The sequence below is a fragment of the Pseudomonas sp. NPDC096950 genome (assembly GCF_044762525.1).
Taxonomy (GTDB): Bacteria; Pseudomonadota; Gammaproteobacteria; order Pseudomonadales; family Pseudomonadaceae; genus Aquipseudomonas.
The window spans coordinates 77,674-94,321 of record NZ_JBIWEL010000023.1 but is presented as its reverse complement, the minus strand read 5'-3'; the positions used below and the strand labels follow the sequence as shown (position 1 = coordinate 94,321).

The 16,648-nt window shown below is 59.0% G+C and carries 18 protein-coding genes and 1 pseudogene; 7 read left to right on the top strand and 12 right to left on the bottom strand.

Annotated elements, in window-relative coordinates:
- The first annotated feature begins 57 nt into the window (after nucleotides 1-57).
- Together ACIQY3_RS27330 and ACIQY3_RS27325 are read left to right on the top strand one after the other, a co-directional pair.
- Nucleotides 58-273, top strand: coding sequence for a dodecin (locus ACIQY3_RS27330; RefSeq protein WP_054047931.1), 216 nt, complete (start codon nucleotides 58-60; stop codon nucleotides 271-273).
- Between the two features lie 122 nt (nucleotides 274-395).
- Nucleotides 396-617 (top strand): DUF1161 domain-containing protein, encoded by a 222-nt coding sequence (locus tag ACIQY3_RS27325; RefSeq protein ID WP_403026014.1) that lies wholly within the window; start codon nucleotides 396-398, stop codon nucleotides 615-617.
- A 68-nt stretch (nucleotides 618-685) separates the two neighbouring features.
- On the opposite strand, the gene ACIQY3_RS27320 is transcribed toward ACIQY3_RS27325, so the two are convergent.
- Complete coding sequence (locus tag ACIQY3_RS27320) at nucleotides 686-1,687, bottom strand: LLM class flavin-dependent oxidoreductase (RefSeq protein ID WP_403026012.1); 1,002 nt, start codon at nucleotides 1,685-1,687, stop codon at nucleotides 686-688.
- Between the two features lie 240 nt (nucleotides 1,688-1,927).
- On the opposite strand from ACIQY3_RS27320, the gene ACIQY3_RS27315 reads away from it, so the two are divergent.
- Together ACIQY3_RS27315 and ACIQY3_RS27310 are read left to right on the top strand one after the other, a co-directional pair.
- The gene (locus ACIQY3_RS27315; RefSeq protein WP_008152515.1) at nucleotides 1,928-2,359 is read left to right on the top strand and encodes an OsmC family protein; all 432 of its coding nucleotides are present in this window, start codon (nucleotides 1,928-1,930) and stop codon (nucleotides 2,357-2,359) included.
- 250 nt (nucleotides 2,360-2,609) lie between these two features.
- Nucleotides 2,610-2,849: a DUF1161 domain-containing protein gene (locus tag ACIQY3_RS27310; RefSeq protein WP_054617208.1), complete on the top strand. Its 240-nt coding sequence runs from the start codon at nucleotides 2,610-2,612 to the stop codon at nucleotides 2,847-2,849.
- 6 nt (nucleotides 2,850-2,855) lie between these two features.
- Here the strand turns inward: ACIQY3_RS27310 and ACIQY3_RS27305 are convergent, their stop codons facing one another.
- Together ACIQY3_RS27305 and ACIQY3_RS27300 are read right to left on the bottom strand one after the other, a co-directional pair.
- Nucleotides 2,856-3,275, bottom strand: coding sequence for a hypothetical protein (locus ACIQY3_RS27305; protein ID WP_403026009.1), 420 nt, complete (start codon nucleotides 3,273-3,275; stop codon nucleotides 2,856-2,858).
- Between the two features lie 40 nt (nucleotides 3,276-3,315).
- Nucleotides 3,316-3,738, bottom strand: a pseudogene (locus tag ACIQY3_RS27300) (hypothetical protein).
- Between the two features lie 60 nt (nucleotides 3,739-3,798).
- On the opposite strand from ACIQY3_RS27300, the gene ACIQY3_RS27295 reads away from it, so the two are divergent.
- Nucleotides 3,799-4,875, top strand: a complete 1,077-nt coding sequence (locus tag ACIQY3_RS27295) for an aminopeptidase (protein ID WP_403026007.1) — start codon at nucleotides 3,799-3,801, stop codon at nucleotides 4,873-4,875.
- Between the two features lie 107 nt (nucleotides 4,876-4,982).
- Here the strand turns inward: ACIQY3_RS27295 and ACIQY3_RS27290 are convergent, their stop codons facing one another.
- On the bottom strand, nucleotides 4,983-5,633 hold the full coding sequence (locus tag ACIQY3_RS27290) for an HAD family hydrolase (RefSeq protein ID WP_403026005.1): 651 nt from the start codon (nucleotides 5,631-5,633) through the stop codon (nucleotides 4,983-4,985).
- 28 nt (nucleotides 5,634-5,661) lie between these two features.
- Nucleotides 5,662-6,207, bottom strand: coding sequence for a gamma carbonic anhydrase family protein (locus ACIQY3_RS27285; protein WP_403026003.1), 546 nt, complete (start codon nucleotides 6,205-6,207; stop codon nucleotides 5,662-5,664).
- A gap of 62 nt (nucleotides 6,208-6,269) precedes the next feature.
- Between ACIQY3_RS27285 and prlC the strand changes: the two genes are divergently transcribed.
- Both prlC and ACIQY3_RS27275 read left to right on the top strand, forming a co-directional pair.
- On the top strand, nucleotides 6,270-8,348 hold the full coding sequence (gene prlC / locus ACIQY3_RS27280) for an oligopeptidase A (RefSeq protein ID WP_403026001.1): 2,079 nt from the start codon (nucleotides 6,270-6,272) through the stop codon (nucleotides 8,346-8,348).
- Nucleotides 8,345-8,632: a YheV family putative zinc ribbon protein gene (locus ACIQY3_RS27275; protein ID WP_123408468.1), complete on the top strand. Its 288-nt coding sequence runs from the start codon at nucleotides 8,345-8,347 to the stop codon at nucleotides 8,630-8,632. Before prlC ends, ACIQY3_RS27275 begins: the two co-directional genes overlap by 4 nt.
- 121 nt (nucleotides 8,633-8,753) lie before the next feature.
- Here ACIQY3_RS27275 and ACIQY3_RS27270 read toward each other — a convergent pair whose 3' ends face one another.
- The 7 genes from ACIQY3_RS27270 to ACIQY3_RS27240 all read right to left on the bottom strand — a co-directional run bounded on the left by ACIQY3_RS27270 (nucleotide 8,754) and on the right by ACIQY3_RS27240 (nucleotide 16,539).
- Complete coding sequence (locus ACIQY3_RS27270) at nucleotides 8,754-9,401, bottom strand: tyrosine-protein phosphatase (RefSeq protein WP_403025998.1); 648 nt, start codon at nucleotides 9,399-9,401, stop codon at nucleotides 8,754-8,756.
- Between the two features lie 155 nt (nucleotides 9,402-9,556).
- Entirely contained in the window at nucleotides 9,557-10,681 is a 1,125-nt protein-coding gene (locus ACIQY3_RS27265) for an NAD(P)-dependent alcohol dehydrogenase (protein WP_403025996.1), read from the bottom strand.
- 48 nt (nucleotides 10,682-10,729) lie between these two features.
- Nucleotides 10,730-11,665: a transporter gene (locus tag ACIQY3_RS27260; protein WP_403025994.1), complete on the bottom strand. Its 936-nt coding sequence runs from the start codon at nucleotides 11,663-11,665 to the stop codon at nucleotides 10,730-10,732.
- Between the two features lie 274 nt (nucleotides 11,666-11,939).
- Complete coding sequence (gene antC, locus ACIQY3_RS27255) at nucleotides 11,940-12,971, bottom strand: anthranilate 1,2-dioxygenase electron transfer component AntC (protein ID WP_403025992.1); 1,032 nt, start codon at nucleotides 12,969-12,971, stop codon at nucleotides 11,940-11,942.
- A gap of 17 nt (nucleotides 12,972-12,988) precedes the next feature.
- Nucleotides 12,989-13,480: an anthranilate 1,2-dioxygenase small subunit gene (antB, locus tag ACIQY3_RS27250; RefSeq protein ID WP_403025990.1), complete on the bottom strand. Its 492-nt coding sequence runs from the start codon at nucleotides 13,478-13,480 to the stop codon at nucleotides 12,989-12,991.
- Between the two features lies 1 nt (nucleotide 13,481).
- Entirely contained in the window at nucleotides 13,482-14,867 is a 1,386-nt protein-coding gene (antA, locus tag ACIQY3_RS27245) for an anthranilate 1,2-dioxygenase large subunit (RefSeq protein WP_403025988.1), read from the bottom strand.
- Nucleotides 14,868-14,973: 106 nt separating this feature from the next.
- On the bottom strand, nucleotides 14,974-16,539 hold the full coding sequence (locus ACIQY3_RS27240; protein WP_403025986.1) for a methyl-accepting chemotaxis protein: 1,566 nt from the start codon (nucleotides 16,537-16,539) through the stop codon (nucleotides 14,974-14,976).
- Between the last annotated feature and the right edge of the window lie 109 nt (nucleotides 16,540-16,648).

Below are 16,648 nucleotides of genomic sequence, written 5' to 3'. Positions count from 1 at the left end.
CAGAAGTAATACGAAAAATCACTGCTAGGCTGTATTTCATACCCCAAGGAGAACGCTATGACTGACCATCACACCTACAAGAAAGTCGAGCTGGTCGGCTCGTCCCCTACCAGCATCGAAGATGCAATCAACAACGCGCTGGCCGAAGCCAGCAAAAGCCTCAAGCATCTGGAATGGTTCGAAGTGACCGAGACCCGCGGCCACATCAAGGACGGCAAGGCAGCCCACTTCCAGGTGACCTTGAAAGTCGGGTTCCGGATTGCCAGCAGCTGAGTTTGAGCTAGGCTTCTGAACTTGCGCGCTGGCCGAGTGCCATAGGGAATGGCAAAGCGCTACATGTGTGCACCTGGCTGATCGCCGGGTGCCCCTATTGATCCGACCAGGGAATGCAACCGATGAAGAAGTTTATTTTGGCAGTAGGTTTGTTGAGCCTTGCAGGAACCGCCTTTGCTGACGGCAAGTCGTGTGAAGAGCTGAAAGCTGAAATTGCCGCGAAACTGGACGCCAAGGGCGTTGCCGGTTATTCGCTGGAAATCGCCGATAAAGGCGCGACGGCTGGCGGTAAAGTCGTCGGTACCTGTGAGAAAGGCACCAAAGTCATCGTCTACACCAAGTAGGCTGATTCTTGCTCAAATGAAAAAGCCGACGCATTGGCGTCGGCTTTTTTGTGTCCGCAGTTTGCGCGTCAGCCTTTCATGACCTGCGCCAGCAACTCGTAGGAATGCACGCGATCGGCGTGTTCATACAGGTCGCAGGTAAAGATCAACTCGTCAGCCTGGGTCTGCTCGATCAGTACTTCCAGCTTGGCGCGGATTTTCTGCGGGCTGCCGACCATGGCCAGGCCAAGGAAATCGCCGACCGCCTCTTTTTCATGGGGCAACCACAAGCCGTCCATGGTTTTCACCGGCGGACGTTGCACCAGGCTCTGGCCACGCATCAGCGCGAGGATGCGTTGGTAGACCGAGGTCGCCAGGTAATCGGCCTGTTCGTCGGTGTCGGCCGCCACCAATGGCACGCCGAGCATCACGTAAGGCTTGTCCAGAACCGCCGACGGCTTGAAGTGATTGCGGTAGACGCGAATCGCCTCATGCATGAAGCGCGGTGCGAAATGCGAGGCGAAGGCGTAGGGCAAACCGCGTTCACCGGCCAGTTGTGCGCTGAACAGGCTCGAACCCAGCAACCACACCGGGACATTGGTGCCGGTGCCTGGCATCGCGATGATTCGTTGATCCGGCGTGCGCGGACCGAGGTAGCGCACCAGTTCTGCCACGTCTTCGGGGAAGTCGTCGGCACTGCCGGAGCGTTCACGGCGCAGTGCGCGGGCGGTCATCTGATCGGAGCCGGGGGCGCGGCCCAGGCCCAGGTCGATACGGCCGGGGTAGAGGCTTTCAAGGGTGCCGAACTGTTCGGCGATCACCAAAGGCGCATGGTTGGGCAGCATCACGCCACCGGAGCCAACGCGAATGGTCGAAGTGCCACCGGCCAGGTAACCGAGCAGCACCGAGGTCGCGGAGCTGGCGATGCCGTCCATGTTGTGGTGTTCGGCGACCCAAAAGCGGTTGTAGCCGAATTTTTCGACGTGCTGCGCCAGGTCCAGGGAATTGCGCAGCGACTGGGCTGCGCTGCCGTTCTCACGCACGGGCACCAGGTCGAGGGTTGAGTACTTGATATCGGACAGTCGTTTCATAAACCTGCTTCTCCAATGGGGCGCAGGTTTTTTTCACGAGTGAAAACCTGCCGAGTCTAAAAGCGTTCCCTATGCAATGAGGGCATATACCCGAGTTTCAATAGCAGACATGAATTTGCCTACCAGATAAGCGGTTTGATCCGACAAGGTGAACTTTGCCAAGTCTTCTATCCTCAGAACCCTTAGCAACCGAAAACCACGAAGGCGCGACATTCCGCGCCGGATCTTGAGGAGGCAGACATGGCTATCACGAAGAAAGCATCGGCTCATTGGGAAGGTGACCTGAAAACCGGCATCGGTTCGATTTCCACGGAAACCGGTGTTCTCAGAGAAGCGCCCTACGGCTTCAAGGCCCGTTTCGAAGGCGGCAAGGGCACCAATCCGGAAGAGCTGATCGGCGCGGCCCACGCGGGCTGTTTCTCCATGGCATTTTCGATGATCCTCGGCGATGCGGGCCTCAAGGCTGACAGCATCGATACCAATGCGGAGGTCACGCTGGATCAGGTCGACGGTGGTTTTGCGATCACTGCGGTGAAACTGATCCTCAAGGCGAAAATCCCTGGGGCGACCCAGGCGCAATTTGAAGAACTGAGCAACAAAGCCAAAGAAGGCTGCCCGGTTTCCAAAGTGTTGAATGCGAAGATCAGCCTGGATGCCACGTTGGTTAGCTGATCTTCATTTGGCTTTGAATAGGCGTTGATTGCACTGGCGCCTTCGCGAGCAAGCCCGCTCCCACATCTGGAATGCATTCCAAAATGTGGGAGCGGGCTTGCTCGCGAAAGCGGCCTGACAAACGACACAACGCCAACGCTGAAACCGTAGGTTGTGACTGATATCAGAACTCGCTTCGCAAAACTGTGGTCGAATAAATGACAGCAGCTTCAGCGCATAGACATGCGCGCTGCTTAAAGGGAGCTTCACCATGAAACGTTTTGCCTTGGCGATTATCTGTTGCGCGCTGGCCACTTCGGCCCTGGCCGCGACCAAAGACTGCGAAGAACTGAAGAATGAGATCGAAATAAAGATTCAGGCCAACGCGGTGCCCTCCTACACCCTGGAAATCGTCACCAAGGAAGAAGCTGCCAAGCATGATGTAGCGATGATCGTTGGCACCTGCGAAAACGGAACAAAAGCCATCATCTACCAAAAGAACGATCGTTGATCCGACTCAGATGATGCAGAGGACTTCCCGGTCTTCGGCCACGATCTCCCGCTTGGCGTTATACAGCCGGGCGCTGGGGGTAAAGGCCAGGGAGCGACCTTCCAGCATGTAACGCTGGCCGGCTTCGAATCGATCGTAGCGAATGGTCAGGTAGCACAAGCGCTCAGGGGAGTCGTTCAAGAACCCCGAGCCGCCCGTGAACACTTCAAAGTCGAAGCGCACCTTCAGCTCATGACTGCCGGGGGTGACCTGAAAGTAGCGCCCGTCCGTCAATCGCTGGTTATCCAGGCGTTCAGCCATCATCAACTTGCCACCGGGGGTCGGCGTAGACATGTCGACCCAGGCCATCTGTGGATCGACGGCCGGCAGCGGACTCAGGCAACCGGAAAGAGCGCTCGCCCCAAGCAACAGCAATAACCTGCGCATGATGAATGTCCCGATGATTGGTCATTCAGCATAACGCCGATCACGTACGTTGGCAGCCTGCGGGGGTGGCCTGCCCGATGACTTTTCGCTGCTGGTCGTAGAGCTTTGCCCACGGCCGGAAACCTATATTTCCTGCTTGCAGTTAATAACGCTGACCGGCGTTGAAATCCTTGAATTTCACACTCAGCTGGCAATCGCGCCACAACGGCCCGGAATCGGGGCCGATGTTGGTGGGTTCAACGGCGAACTGGTAACGAACCTTCAACTCATGGCTGCCGGGTTGTACTTCGAAGAAACGTTTGTCAGTGGCGGCCTTGTCATCGACCTTCAACGCTTGCAGCGCCGAATCTTCCTGCTTTGAAGCCAGGTCGATCCACGCCTGGGACGGATCAGGGTCGGGCATGCCAAATCCGGCACAACCGGCCAGCGTCAGCAGGCCCCCTGTCAGCATCAACTTGCGCATAGCGGAGCTCCAGTGTGGCGGGATAGTCTTGTGGGCAGACTTTCCAGGGATGTTCTTATTTTGATCAGGCCGCTTCCAAGCCTTGGGTTACTTGATCGCGTTTTGCGCGTTTTGTTTCCGGGTGTGTTGTTTTTGTTGCTCAACGGTTGCGCCAGCGTCAGCTACTACAGCCAATTGGCCGGTGGTCAGCTGCAATTGCTGCGAGCCCGGGAGCCAGTGGCCAAGGTGATTGCCAATCCGCAACGCGATGCGCAATTGCGTGCGCACCTGGCCCAGTCGCAAAAGGCCCGGGTGTTCGCCAGCCAGCAGTTGCACCTGCCGGATAACCAGAGCTATCGCCTGTACGCCGACATTGGCCGGCCGTACGTCGTCTGGAATGTCTTCGTCACGCCGGAATTTTCCCTGAAGCCGCAAAACCATTGCTTCCCCATCGCCGGTTGCGTCGCCTATCGCGGTTACTACAGCCAGAGCGCGGCCCGGGGCGAAGCGGCATTGCAGCGCCTGCAAGGCATGGACGTGTCGATCGGCGGGGTCGAGGCCTACTCGACCCTGGGCTGGTTCAACGACCCGATCATCAGCTCGATGATGCATTGGGGCGATGAGCGACTGGCAACGCTGATCTTTCATGAACTGGCCCATCAACGTTTCTATGTGAAGGACGACACCGAGTTCAACGAATCCTTTGCCACGTTTGTCGAGCAGGAAGGCACTCGGCAATGGCGCGCCAGTCGGGGCCTCGCTCCGGAAAATGGCGCGACGCTGCAACAGCGCGATCAGCTTACCCAGCTGGTTCTGGACACCCGCACACGCCTTGAACACCTGTACGCCCAACCCCTGGCCGTCGAGCAGATGCGCCAGCGCAAAGCCGCAGAGTTCGAACGGCTACGCAGCGACTATCGAGCTATGCGCGACAGCCAATGGGCCGGGGATAAACGCTACGACGCGTGGATCAACGCACCAATGAACAATGCCAAGCTACTGCCGTTTGGTTTGTACGACCAATGGGTGCCAGCGTTTGCTGCGCTGTTCCGGCAGGTGGATGGGGATTGGGTGAGGTTTTATGCCGAGGTGGAGAAGCTGGGTGGGTTGCCGGTTGTTGAGCGCAAGGCGGCGTTGAAAGGGTTGGCAGAGTCTTAGATTAGCGGTGGCTGATCCGGCCTCTTCGCGGGCAAGCCCGCTCCCACAGGGGATTTGTGTCGAACACATATCCTGTGGGAGCGAGGTTGCTCGCGATGGGGATTGCACTAACGCTGCAAAAACGCCTGATGCATCTCTTCCAGCGTTTCGAAGTGATACGCCGGTGCTTCGGCGCTCAGCTCTTCCCGACTGCCAAAACCGTAACCCACGGCCGCGGCGTCCAAGCCGTTGCTTCGCGCGCCGATCAAGTCGTGTTTGCGGTCGCCGATCATCAGGGTGTTGGCCGGGTCGAGGCCTTCTTCGGCGATCAAGTGGGCAATCAACTCGACCTTGTTGGTCCGCGTGCCGTCCAGTTCGCTGCCGTAAATCACTTTGAAGTGTTTGGCGAAGTCGAAGTGGCGGGCGATCTCCCGGGCGAACACCCAGGGTTTGGAGGTGGCGATATACAACTGCCGCCCTTGCCCGCTCAGGGTTTCCAGCAGCGGAGTAACGCCGTCGAACACTCGGTTTTCATACAGGCCGGTCACTTTGAAACGCTCGCGATAGAAATTCACCGCTTCCCAGGCCTTGGGTTCGTCGAACTCGTAAAACTGCATGAACGCCTGCAACAGCGGTGGACCGATGAAGTGTTCGAGTTTGGTCAGGTCGGGTTCATCGATGCCCAGTTTGGCCAGGGCGAATTGGATCGAGCGGGTAATGCCCTCGCGCGGATCGGTCAGAGTGCCATCGAGGTCGAACAATACTGTTTGGTAATGCATGAAAATTCCTGGGCAGTTGTGAGACGGCTTAGAGCTGGTCGTAGCCTTCGGCCAGATGCAGGTCCTTGAGCTTCACGTAGTTCGCCGCGCTGTAGGTAAAAAAGGCGTTTTCCTTGTCGGTCAGCGGCCGGATCTGTTTCACCGGGCTGCCGACATACAGGAAACCACTCTCCAGACGCTTGCCCGGCGGCACCAGGCTGCCGGCACCGATGATCACATCGTCTTCGACCACCGCACCGTCCATGACAATGCTGCCCATGCCGATCAACACCCGGCTGCCTACCGAACAACCGTGGAGCATGACCTTGTGCGCAACGGTCACGTCATCACCGATCAGGCAGGGAAAGCCATCGGGATTGAACGGGCCGGCGTGGGTGATGTGCAGCACGCAGCCATCCTGGACGCTGGTGCGCGCACCGATGCGGATGCGGTGCATGTCGCCGCGGATCACTGTCAGCGGCCAGACGGAGCTGTCTTCGCCGATTTCTACGTCGCCGATTACCACCGCCGAGCCGTCGACAAAAGCGCCTTTGCCCAGTAGCGGCGTGTGGTTCAGATACTTGCGAAGGGACACGATAGGTTCTCTCTCTGTCGCTGATAGCTGCGGTGAGTGTCGATTGTAATTAAGATGGGGCAATGTTTCTTCCAGCCAAGGTGCCAACCGTGAGCGTGAACAACCCTCTTTTGCAGTCCTACGACCTGCCGCCGTTCTCGGCGATCCGTGCCGAACACGTGCAACCGGCCATTGAACAAATCCTGGCTGACAACCGCGCCGCCATTATCGAGATCCTCAAAACTCAGGGCAAACAACCGACCTGGGCCGGCCTGGTGCTGGCGATGGATGAACTCAATGATCGCCTGGGCGCGGCCTGGAGCCCGGTCAGCCACTTGAATGCCGTGTGCAACAGCGCCGAATTGCGTGAAGCCTACGAGTCCTGCCTGCCGGCGCTGAGCGCCTACTCCACCGAGATGGGCCAGAATCGCGAGCTGTTCCAGGCCTTCGAAGCCCTGGCCAACAGTCCCGAAGCCGCTGGTTTCGACGTGGCGCAGAAAACTATCCTGGAACACGCCCTGCGTGACTTCCGCCTGTCGGGTATCGACCTGCCGGAAACCGAGCAGAAGCGTTACGCCGAAGTGCAAAGCAAATTGTCCGAACTGGGCAGCCGCTTCTCCAACCAATTGCTCGACGCCACACAAGCCTGGACCAAGCACGTCACTGACGAAGCGACCCTCGCCGGCCTGACCGACTCGGCCAAGGCGCAAATGGCCGCCGCGGCTCAGGCCAAAGGCCTGGATGGCTTCCTGATCACCCTGGAATTCCCGAGCTACTACGCGGTGATGACCTACGCCCAGGACCGCGCCCTGCGCGAAGAAGTCTATGCCGCCTACTGCACCCGTGCGTCGGACCAAGGCCCGAATGCCGGTCAGAACGATAACAGCCCGGTGATGGAAGAAATCCTCGACCTGCGTCAAGAACTCGCCAAATTGTTGGGTTTCGCCAGTTTCTCGGAACTGAGTCTGGCGACCAAAATGGCCGAATCCAGCGACCAGGTTCTCAGTTTCCTGCGTGACCTGGCCAAGCGCAGCAAGCCGTTCGCCGCCCAGGACCTGGAACAGCTCAAGGCTTACGCCGCCGAACAAGGCTGCCCGGACCTGCAAAGCTGGGACAGCGGTTTCTACGGTGAAAAACTCCGTGAACAGCGCTACAGCGTTGCCCAGGAAGCACTTCGCGCCTACTTCCCGATCGACAAAGTACTGGGCGGCCTGTTCGCCATCGTCCAGCGCCTCTACGGCATCGAAATCGCCGAGCAGAAAGGCTTCGACACCTGGCACCCGGATGTTCGCCTGTTCGAAATCAAGGAAAACGGCCAACACGTCGGCCGCTTCTTCTTTGACCTGTACGCCCGCGCCAACAAACGCGGCGGTGCCTGGATGGACGGCGCTCGCGATCGGCGCCGCACCGCCGGTGGCGTGCTGCAAAGCCCGGTGGCCAATCTGGTGTGCAACTTCACGCCTGCCGACAGCGGCAAGCCTGCGCTGCTGACCCACGATGAAGTCACCACCCTGTTCCACGAATTCGGCCATGGCCTGCATCACCTGCTGACCCGCGTCGAGCATGCCGGCGTATCCGGCATCAACGGCGTGGCGTGGGATGCGGTCGAGTTGCCAAGTCAGTTCATGGAAAACTGGTGCTGGGAGCCTGAAGGCCTGGCGCTGATTTCCGGTCACTACGAAACCGGTGAACCACTGCCACAAGATTTGCTGGGCAAAATGCTCGCCGCGAAGAATTTCCAGTCCGGCCTGATGATGGTGCGCCAACTGGAGTTCTCGCTGTTCGACTTCGAACTGCACGCCACCCACGGCGACGGCCGCAGCGTGCTGCAAGTGCTCGAAGGCGTGCGCGACGAGGTGTCGGTCATGCGTCCGCCGGCCTACAACCGTTTCCCGAACAGCTTCGCGCACATCTTCGCCGGTGGTTATGCGGCGGGTTACTACAGCTACAAATGGGCTGAAGTGCTGTCGGCTGATGCCTTCTCGAAGTTCGAAGAAGACGGCGTACTCAACGCCGACACCGGTCGCGCCTTCCGCGAAGCGATCCTGGCGCGCGGTGGTTCCCAGGAGCCAATGGTGCTGTTCGTCGACTTCCGTGGCCGTGCGCCAACGATTGACGCACTCTTGCGCCACAGCGGCCTGAGTGAGGACGCGGCAGCATGAGCGAGGGGCCTGTGATTACGAAAAAACGCTTTATCGCCGGGGCGGTCTGCCCGGCGTGCAGCGAGCCGGACAAGTTGATGATGTGGAACGAAGACGAGGTCCCGCACCGTGAGTGCGTGGCCTGCGGTTATTCCGACACGCTCAACGAACAAGGTTTGTCCGTGCCCAAGGAATTGGGCACGCGGGTCAACGTTTCGGCGCTGAAAGTGCCGGACGCCAAGGTTCAGGCAGTGCAATTCTTCCCGAACCCGAAGCTGAAGAAAAAGCCTGACGAGCAACATTGAGTTATCACCATGTGGGAGCGGGCTTGCTCGCGAATGCGGTGTGTCAGTCAACATAAATGCTGAATGGCATACCGTATTCGCGAGCAAGCTCGCTCCCACAGGGATTGTGGCTTCAAATTTTCTACTTTTCGACGTTGGCTGACTTGAACCAGCTCTTCATCGAGCACATGGCGAACGGGCTGGTGCTGCAATCACCATTGGCCAGCGCGGTGCGCAGTTTGTCGGCATCCGCCTGCATCATGTAGCGGACGCCGTCCCTGAAGTGGGTGCTGTCACCGAAACCGCCCTCGGTCATTTCATTCAGCGCGTCTTCCTTGGTCCACCCCTGCACCACCACCCGATACATCGCCGCCATCAGGCCAGTGCGATCGGAGCCGTGTTTGCAATGCATCAACACCGGGCCTTTGGCCTCGGCAGCCTGAATCGCGCGAAGGGCCGTAATGACCTGCGCGTCATCCACGTGATTGGTGCGATAAGGCAGTTGGATCAGGTTAATGCCCGGCGTGGACAACCAGCGGGAATCCGATTCAGGCAGGAAGCTGATGACGGTGCCTACCTTGAGTTTTTCCAGCAGCGGCACGACGCCGCTGTCCGGCAAGGCGCTGCGGTACAGGGTGGGTGACATTTGGAAGAGGTTGTATTTCGCCTCCACCGGCTGGGCCCATTCCGCAGGACGCACAGGTACCGCATCGTCAGCCTGGGCTGGTGCCACGGTCAGAAATATCAACAGCAGAGGACAGACCAGAAGAATAGAACGGATGGGAGACATGCTCGGGCGACACTGCAGTAGGGATTGAGCTCATAGCTTCGGCTCACGGCGGTCAAAGCCCTGTGACGCGCTCGTCAAAGAATCGTGAAGCGCCATGGCAACGAATCTGCCGCCGTTTCCGGCGGCAGATTCGTTCCGGGCAAATGCCTGGCCGGTCAGGCGCCGATCATCAGAATCGGCTTGAGGGTGTCTCCGCGCTCGCTATCGGCAGCGGCTTCATTGATTTGCTCGAACGGGTAGAACTTCACCATCTTGTCGAAAGGGAAACGTCCCTGCATGTACAGGTTGACCAAATCCGGGATGAACTTCTGCGGCACGCTGTCGCCCTCACAGATTCCGCGAATGCTCTTGCCGGAGATCAGCAAGTCGTTAACGTCGAAGGACGCCAGCGTGCCCAGGTGCGACGCGCCAACCACACCCACGCAACCCAAGCCACCCAACGCATCCACCGACTGACGCAACACCGCCGGAATACCGGTCGATTCCAGGGCGAAATCGACACCGCCGCCGGTGATCTCTCGGATGGCCGCCACCGGGTCGCCGTCCTTGCTGTTCACCACGTGGGTCGCCCCCAGCTCCAGGGCCAGTTGCAGGCGCGAAGGCACGACGTCCACCGCAATAATCACAGTGGCACCGGCCACCCTCGCGGCCAGGACCGCGCTCAGGCCCACGGCACCCGATCCAAAGGCTGCGAAGCTGCTCCCAGGACGAACCTTGAGCGAGTTGATCACCGCGCCCGCGCCGGTCTGGATGCCGCAACCCAGTGGACCGAGCAACGCCAAGGGTGCTTCTTTCGACACTTTGATTGCGTTGCTTTCACGACTCAGCGAGTAGGTGGCGAACGACGATTGCGAGAAGAAGTGGTCATGCAGTGGATGCCCATGATCGTCATCGATGGCGCACTGGCCATGGGCGTCTGCACCACTGAAGTTGAGGTTGTAGAAATCCTTGCAGTAGGAAGACAAACCTCCGGCGCAGGGCAGGCAGTGACCGCAACTGCCATAGGTCAGCACCACATGATCGCCAACCTGAAGGTCGCGAACCTGGGGTCCCACCGCTTCTACAATGCCCGAGCCTTCGTGCCCCAGCACGGCCGGCAGTGGCACCGGGTAATACTGGTCGCGAATAATCATATCGGTGTGGCACATGCCGGTGGCAACGATCTTGACCAGCACTTCATCGCCTTCAGGACGACGCAGCGTCACAGGCTCGATGACAAAAGGCGCGCCTTTCGAGCGAACCACAGCCGCTTTTATTTGCAGCGTTTTAGAGTTAGTCATTGTTATCTCCAACAGGCTGTAAGTTATGAATTAAAGAACGCAGCTCGATTAAAAGTGGTGGGTGTAACGAAACACCAACCGCGTGCCCTCCGGCCGATTCTTCACATCCTGTTCAAAATAAGCATTGGCAAAAACATGGTCATCCTTGGAGAAGCTGTACATCGCTCCCGGCCCGATGGCCCATACTTTCTCCCTGCGACCGGACACTTCGTGGCCATCTACTTTGGTGTCCGTTATTTGATTGAGCCAATAACCGTTTACCCCCAGGCGTAACTTGTCGGTGACGGCATATTCGGTGGCGAAGTTGGCGTGGATGGCCTGGCCGGCCTGCACGTCCGAGACGTCGCCATAGCCGTAGCCGGGGTCGTCGTTCTTAAAATTATAGAGGTAGTGCAGGCGGGCCGACGCCGTCCATTTCGGCGTGAAAAAGTAGGTACCGGCCCAATAGGGATTGAAGGACCAGGCATGACTGCTCGGGTTGATGTCATGGTGCGAGTCGTAGTCCCCGGTGGGGGCGATCATGTCCACTTCGATGCGGTGGATAAACTTCGGACCGTCCTTGCCCATGATCGGGTCGAACTGGAAGAACGGACCGAAAAGCAGATCGCCCATACCGCTCTGGGCCTTGATCGCGTTGTGGTTGAGGCCATCATCGACATCCATTTTGGTGACGATCGGCAGCACCATGTTCCAGCCCAGCGCTGCGTTGCCCCAGTGTACGTCCGACAAGTAGCTGAGTTGGCTAGCCATGGCCTGGAAGTGCACATCGGTCTTGGGCAGCGGCGCGTTGTTACCGCGGTTATCGTTGAGCCGATGGGCGTTGTAGTCGATGCCGTACTCCTGGAAGTACCAACCGGGGCCGGCGGGAAGGCCGCCATCGAGGAAACTGGTCAACCCAAGGTTGACCGCGGGTAAATCATACGCCTGGGCAAGTTGTGTACCGCTTGCAAGGCACAGGGAAAACACTATCGCTGACTTTTTCATGGGGATCTCCTTCGACCTCCGCTAAACAGGACTCGTCATACGGGCAACCGACTCAGGGACGGCGACCGACAACTAAGGCGAATCAGGACTCAGGTGGCGGCAGAAGGTGAAGCAAGGCTGTTTCTTGGTTGAGTGTTCATCTCATGGGCTCCGTATAATTATTTTTGTACGTGCAGGGCCTGACGCCCTGCGGAACTCAGGTATTCACCGGCAAACCGGCGGCACAACTTTTTATTGTTGTTTGTTTAACCCCAAAACAGTGCTGTGCAACGGTTCACTGTTTGGAGTTGCTGTCTACGAACTTCTCGTAATACATGTTGAAGCGGTGCAGTCCTTGTTCATCCAACCAGCCTTTAATGGCCTCGACCATGGGTGGCGGCCCACACATATAAATATCGAAAGGTTGCCTTTCAAGTTGCGCTACATCGAAGTACTGGGGGATATAACCGACCTTACCCTGCCACTGTTGCGACGGTTGCGAAACAATGGTCTGGTATTCAAAACCGGGAATCCGCGACCGGTAGCTGTCCAGGCGCTGGAGCTCGCACACGTCTGCATCCTGGGTAACGCCGTAGAACAACTGCACCGGGTGGCCGCGACCACCTTCTTCCGCCAGTTCGTCGAGCATGCCCAGAAACGCCGACAGCCCCGTACCACCCGCTACCAGTACCAGTGGCTTGTCCACTTGCCGCAGGTAGAAACTGCCCAGGGGTGCTTCGAACTCCAGCGTCATGCCGGGCTGGCACCGCTCGCGCAGAAAGTTGCTCATCGCTCCGTCCGGCAGCAAGCGGATCAGGAACTGCAATTGATTGCGCGAATTGGGCCGATTGGCAAAGGAGTAAGAACGCCATTGCGAAGTGCCAGGCACCTGGATACGCGCGTACTGTCCGGGCAAAAAGTCCACTTGCTGTTCGGTGGCGCTGGCGTCCAGATGCAGAATCGCCGTGCTGGGCGAAATCAGCTCGATATCGGTCACCACACCCTGCACGGTTTGCGTGCCGGCAGCGTTGCACAGGCTGGAGTCGAAATCGAAGGAGAAGGTCGCATCGGACTGCAAACGGGTCTGGCAAGCAAGAATCTTGCGTTGTGCCAGGTCACGCTCGCTCAGGGCTTCATCGTCGACATAGTCCAAGGTGTATTGCCCGGACTCACAGCGTCCTTTGCAGGTGGCGCACACGCCTTCGCGGCAATCGAGCGGAATGTTCACGCCATTGCGCAGCGCCGCGTCGAGCAGCAGTTCGTTTGCGCCGGCCTCGAAGAACAAGGTTTTGCCATCGGCGAAACTGAAGGCGACTTTATGGTTCATGGCAGCGGCTCCGCGGCTCACAGGTGATAAAAGTCCAGGACCGAATCGATCGTGTCGTTCAGCAGGACAATGTGTTTGCGCGTGATCTTCCAGCTGTCGCCATCCGCTTTGAGGCGATAGGTGACGTGGCCGAAAAACTGATTCGACACAGCTTGCCGGGTGTAGAACGTGACCCAACTGGCGCGCACATCCAGTTGGCCGTCATCACGCACCTTGATGCGCACATTGCTGATCTGGTGCAGGGTGCGCGGCATTGGTGTCGAGGCTGCGGATTTACCGGTGCGCAAGCGAAACACGCGATCTTCCAGCCCGCCGCGATTGGCGTAATAGATCAGTGACATGCCGCGTTTCGGGTCAGTGGTGTAGACATGTTCCGACTCCCATTGCGGCAGGTGGAACTCGCTCTGCGCATCGAACAGGTCGAGGTAGGCATCCCAATCCTGGCTGTCGCACAGTTCGGCCTTGCGATAGAGGAATTGCTCCACGGAATACTGAAGGGCCTGGCTCATCTCATACCTCCTTCAACTGCAGGGCTTTACGTTGCAGACCTTCGAGCAGCAGGCGTTGCCAGGTGCCGTGCTGGTTGACGTACAAACCTTCGTGGGTGAACTCGGTGCCGGTCAGCACCGGGGAAATGCCCAACGCTTCACTGTTGGCAGTCGGCCCTTGAACCCATTGATGGTTGCCACGGGTGATTTCGTTCCAGCGCTCCAGACGAGCCTGGAAACCGCGCTGGGCTTCGCGAAACTCAACCAGATCGTCGGGTGTACCCAGGCCGGAAACGTTAAAGAAGTCTTCGAACTGGCGAATGCGGTTTTCCCGGTCGGCATCGGACTCGCCCTTGACGCCGATGCACTGGCTGATGATTTCGGTCTTGTTCCACGCCACCGGGCGCACAATGCGCAGCTGCGAACTGATCTGGTCCATGAAGAACAGGCTGGGGTAAATGTTCAGGTTGCGCAGGCGGTGCATCATCCACTCGGCTGCTTCCTGGCCATGGGACGCCACCAGCCGTGGCATCACAGTGGCGTAGCCAGGACGGACATTTGGGTTAGGCATGTCGCTGAACAGCAGACTGTGGCCGTTGAGGAACGAAAACCAACCGTCGTCCGTCTCGGCGTCGCCGGCGCCCAGCTTGCTGTAGTCCAGGGTTTCGGCCGTCGCACCATTGGCAGCATTGACCTGTTGGCGATGCTGCACGGTGGACACGTAGTTGTAGTGCACGGTACTGACGTGATAACCGTCGAGGCCGTTCTCGTGCTGCAACTTCCAGTTGCCTTCGTAGCTGTAGGTCGATTTGCCCGGCAGGATTTCCAGTTCACCGGTGGGCGACTGGGCGACCATCATGTCGAAGAATATTTTGGCGTCGCCCAGGTACTCGTCGAGCGAGTCAGTGCCGTTGACGTCAAGGCTGACAAAGACAAAGCCCTTGTAGCTGGCGATGCGCGACTTCTTCAAGCCACGCGTCGCCTTGTCGAAGCTCTCCGGGTATTCGCCCTGGGCCTTGACCTTGACCAGCCGACCATCGTTTTTGTAGCACCAGGCGTGGAACGGACAGGTGAAAGTGGACTGGTTACCCTTGCCCACGCGAGTCAATGTGGCGCCCCGATGCTGACAGGCATTGATAAGCCCGTTGAGCTGACCGCTGGCGTCACGGGTGATGATCAGCGGCTGACGACCGACTTTGACGGTGATGAAGTCGTTGGCCTGGGGGATTTCACTTTCGTGGCAGGCATAGATCCAGGCCTTTTCAAAAATCAGCTCCATCTCCAGATCAAACAGTTGCGGCTCGGTAAACATGTCACGGGCCACACGATAGATCCCCGCCTCCGGACGGAAATCGAGGCAGCCGCGGACATAGTCCTGCCACTGCTCATTGGTTCGATAGTCACTCATCAGATCACCTCTTTTTATGGTGTGGGCGTGTATCCATTGAATGCCGTCGCCGCCTTGGCCTCTATCCAGATTCGGGCCCTTCTCTATCCGTTTCCGAAGCAGGGCCTCAGCCGTTGTTGAAGCGCAGGGCGAGGTCCAGTTGCGCCTGGGCCAACTGGCGCAACTCCTCGCCGATTTCGCCACTACGCTGCGCCTGCTGAGTGCTTTGTTGGGCGAGGTCGGCAATCTCGGTGATTTGCTGGCCCACCTCATCGACAACCACCGATTGCTCCTCGATGGCCGCCGCCATTTGCGTGCTCATGCCGTTGATCTGCTCGACTTCCCGGGAGATATGCGCCAGTGCCTGCTGCACGCGCTCGACGTCGGCACCGGCATCCCCGGCCGCCGACTCGCCACGCCGGGCTGTATTCAGCGCCCGCTCGCTGTCCTGGCGCAGTTGCACGATCGAACGCTGGATCAGCTCGGTGGACTGCCGGGTGCGCGATGCCAGGGCCCGCACCTCGTCGGCTACCACTGCGAAACCGCGCCCGCTATCACCGGCGCGCGCAGCCTCGATGGCCGCGTTCAGCGCCAGCAGGTTGGTTTGCTCGGCGATGTCGTGAATGACCTCGGTGATACCGCTGATGGCTTCGATCGACTGGGCAAGGGCACCCACCGCCTCGCCGATTTCACTGACGCCGCTCAACAACGTGCACGCCGACACCTGGCTGCGAGTGGCCAAGTGCTGGCCGTCGTTAGCGACGTGATCGGCTTTTTGTGTCGCGAGCGCAGCCTGCTGCAGATTGCGCGACAGCTCTTGGATCGTCGCACTGATCTCATGCACGGCCGCTGCCGATTGCTCAGTCTCGCTGAGCTGACGTTGCAGCCGCTCGCCCTGATTGCGAGCCATGGCCAGGGATTCGTCGGCGCGGGCCAGCAAGGTGTCGCTGTTGATCTGGATGCGCCCGGCGATGGTGCGCAATCGCACGTTCAGGCTATCGAAGGCCATGTCCATCGACGCCAGCGGCCCCGGCGTTTCGGCATACAGCGGCAGCAGCAGCGGGTCGCTGAAGACCCGTGGATTGCGCTGGAGCATCTGATGCACGTGACGCGCGTTGAGCCAGCCCGCCTGCCAGCAGGTGGCGATCAACATCGCCAGCAGCACCGGGCTGAACAACGGTTCGATGTGCCCGGCCCAGACCCCGGCCGCGATCCCGAGTGCAACGCCATACACCGGCAGGCCCGCGACCAGCAGACGCTGCAGGCGCGACATGGCACTGAACGGCGTCATGCCCTGGTGCAAGCGCTGGTACAACGCCTGAGTACGCGGCAGGCTGTCGGCGCGCAACGGATGAAACACCGCGCCCAGGGCAAACAATCGATCACCTTCATACAGCGGCGTGACATACAACTCACGCCAGAACACTTTGCCGCCCTGATCGCGACCCATGATCGGTGCGAACCAGGGGCGGCCACTCAAGGTGACAGGCAACAAATTGCCGAACACTTGGCGAGGCATGTGCTCATGCACGATCAACTCAAGAGGCTGTCCGATCAGCGCCTGACGACTGCGGCCACTCATGGCGCAATACGCCGGGTTGCAATCAGTGATACGTCCCTGGGTGTCCATGCGCGCAAACGCCAGGGCCGGCTGGTCGTCGGTCGGTGCGGTGTCGATCTTTGCCTTGATCATCGGGTACCCGGTCATAACGCTGAAAAGGCTGGCTATTTAGCAGCCTTGCGCCCCGACTCTCTATCCGATTTCTCCGGACGCTCTATCCGAAATCGATGGCTCGAAAAGA

Bases quoted from the DNA above. Each gene is read 5' to 3' on its own strand.
- ACIQY3_RS27265 (WP_403025996.1), bottom strand. From the start codon at position 10,681: ATGACTAACTCTAAAACGCTGCAAATAAAAGCGGCTGTGGTTCGCTCG.
- ACIQY3_RS27330 (WP_054047931.1), top strand. From the start codon at position 58: ATGACTGACCATCACACCTACAAGAAAGTCGAGCTGGTCGGCTCGTCC.
- ACIQY3_RS27290 (WP_403026005.1), bottom strand. From the start codon at position 5,633: ATGCATTACCAAACAGTATTGTTCGACCTCGATGGCACTCTGACCGAT.
- antC (WP_403025992.1), bottom strand. From the start codon at position 12,971: ATGAACCATAAAGTCGCCTTCAGTTTCGCCGATGGCAAAACCTTGTTC.
- ACIQY3_RS27325 (WP_403026014.1), top strand. From the start codon at position 396: ATGAAGAAGTTTATTTTGGCAGTAGGTTTGTTGAGCCTTGCAGGAACC.
- antB (WP_403025990.1), bottom strand. From the start codon at position 13,480: ATGAGCCAGGCCCTTCAGTATTCCGTGGAGCAATTCCTCTATCGCAAG.
- antA (WP_403025988.1), bottom strand. From the start codon at position 14,867: ATGAGTGACTATCGAACCAATGAGCAGTGGCAGGACTATGTCCGCGGC.
- ACIQY3_RS27310 (WP_054617208.1), top strand. From the start codon at position 2,610: ATGAAACGTTTTGCCTTGGCGATTATCTGTTGCGCGCTGGCCACTTCG.
- ACIQY3_RS27260 (WP_403025994.1), bottom strand. From the start codon at position 11,665: ATGAAAAAGTCAGCGATAGTGTTTTCCCTGTGCCTTGCAAGCGGTACA.
- ACIQY3_RS27275 (WP_123408468.1), top strand. From the start codon at position 8,345: ATGAGCGAGGGGCCTGTGATTACGAAAAAACGCTTTATCGCCGGGGCG.
- ACIQY3_RS27270 (WP_403025998.1), bottom strand. From the start codon at position 9,401: ATGTCTCCCATCCGTTCTATTCTTCTGGTCTGTCCTCTGCTGTTGATA.
- prlC (WP_403026001.1), top strand. From the start codon at position 6,270: ATGTTTCTTCCAGCCAAGGTGCCAACCGTGAGCGTGAACAACCCTCTT.
- ACIQY3_RS27320 (WP_403026012.1), bottom strand. From the start codon at position 1,687: ATGAAACGACTGTCCGATATCAAGTACTCAACCCTCGACCTGGTGCCC.
- ACIQY3_RS27315 (WP_008152515.1), top strand. From the start codon at position 1,928: ATGGCTATCACGAAGAAAGCATCGGCTCATTGGGAAGGTGACCTGAAA.
- ACIQY3_RS27240 (WP_403025986.1), bottom strand. From the start codon at position 16,539: ATGATCAAGGCAAAGATCGACACCGCACCGACCGACGACCAGCCGGCC.
- ACIQY3_RS27305 (WP_403026009.1), bottom strand. From the start codon at position 3,275: ATGCGCAGGTTATTGCTGTTGCTTGGGGCGAGCGCTCTTTCCGGTTGC.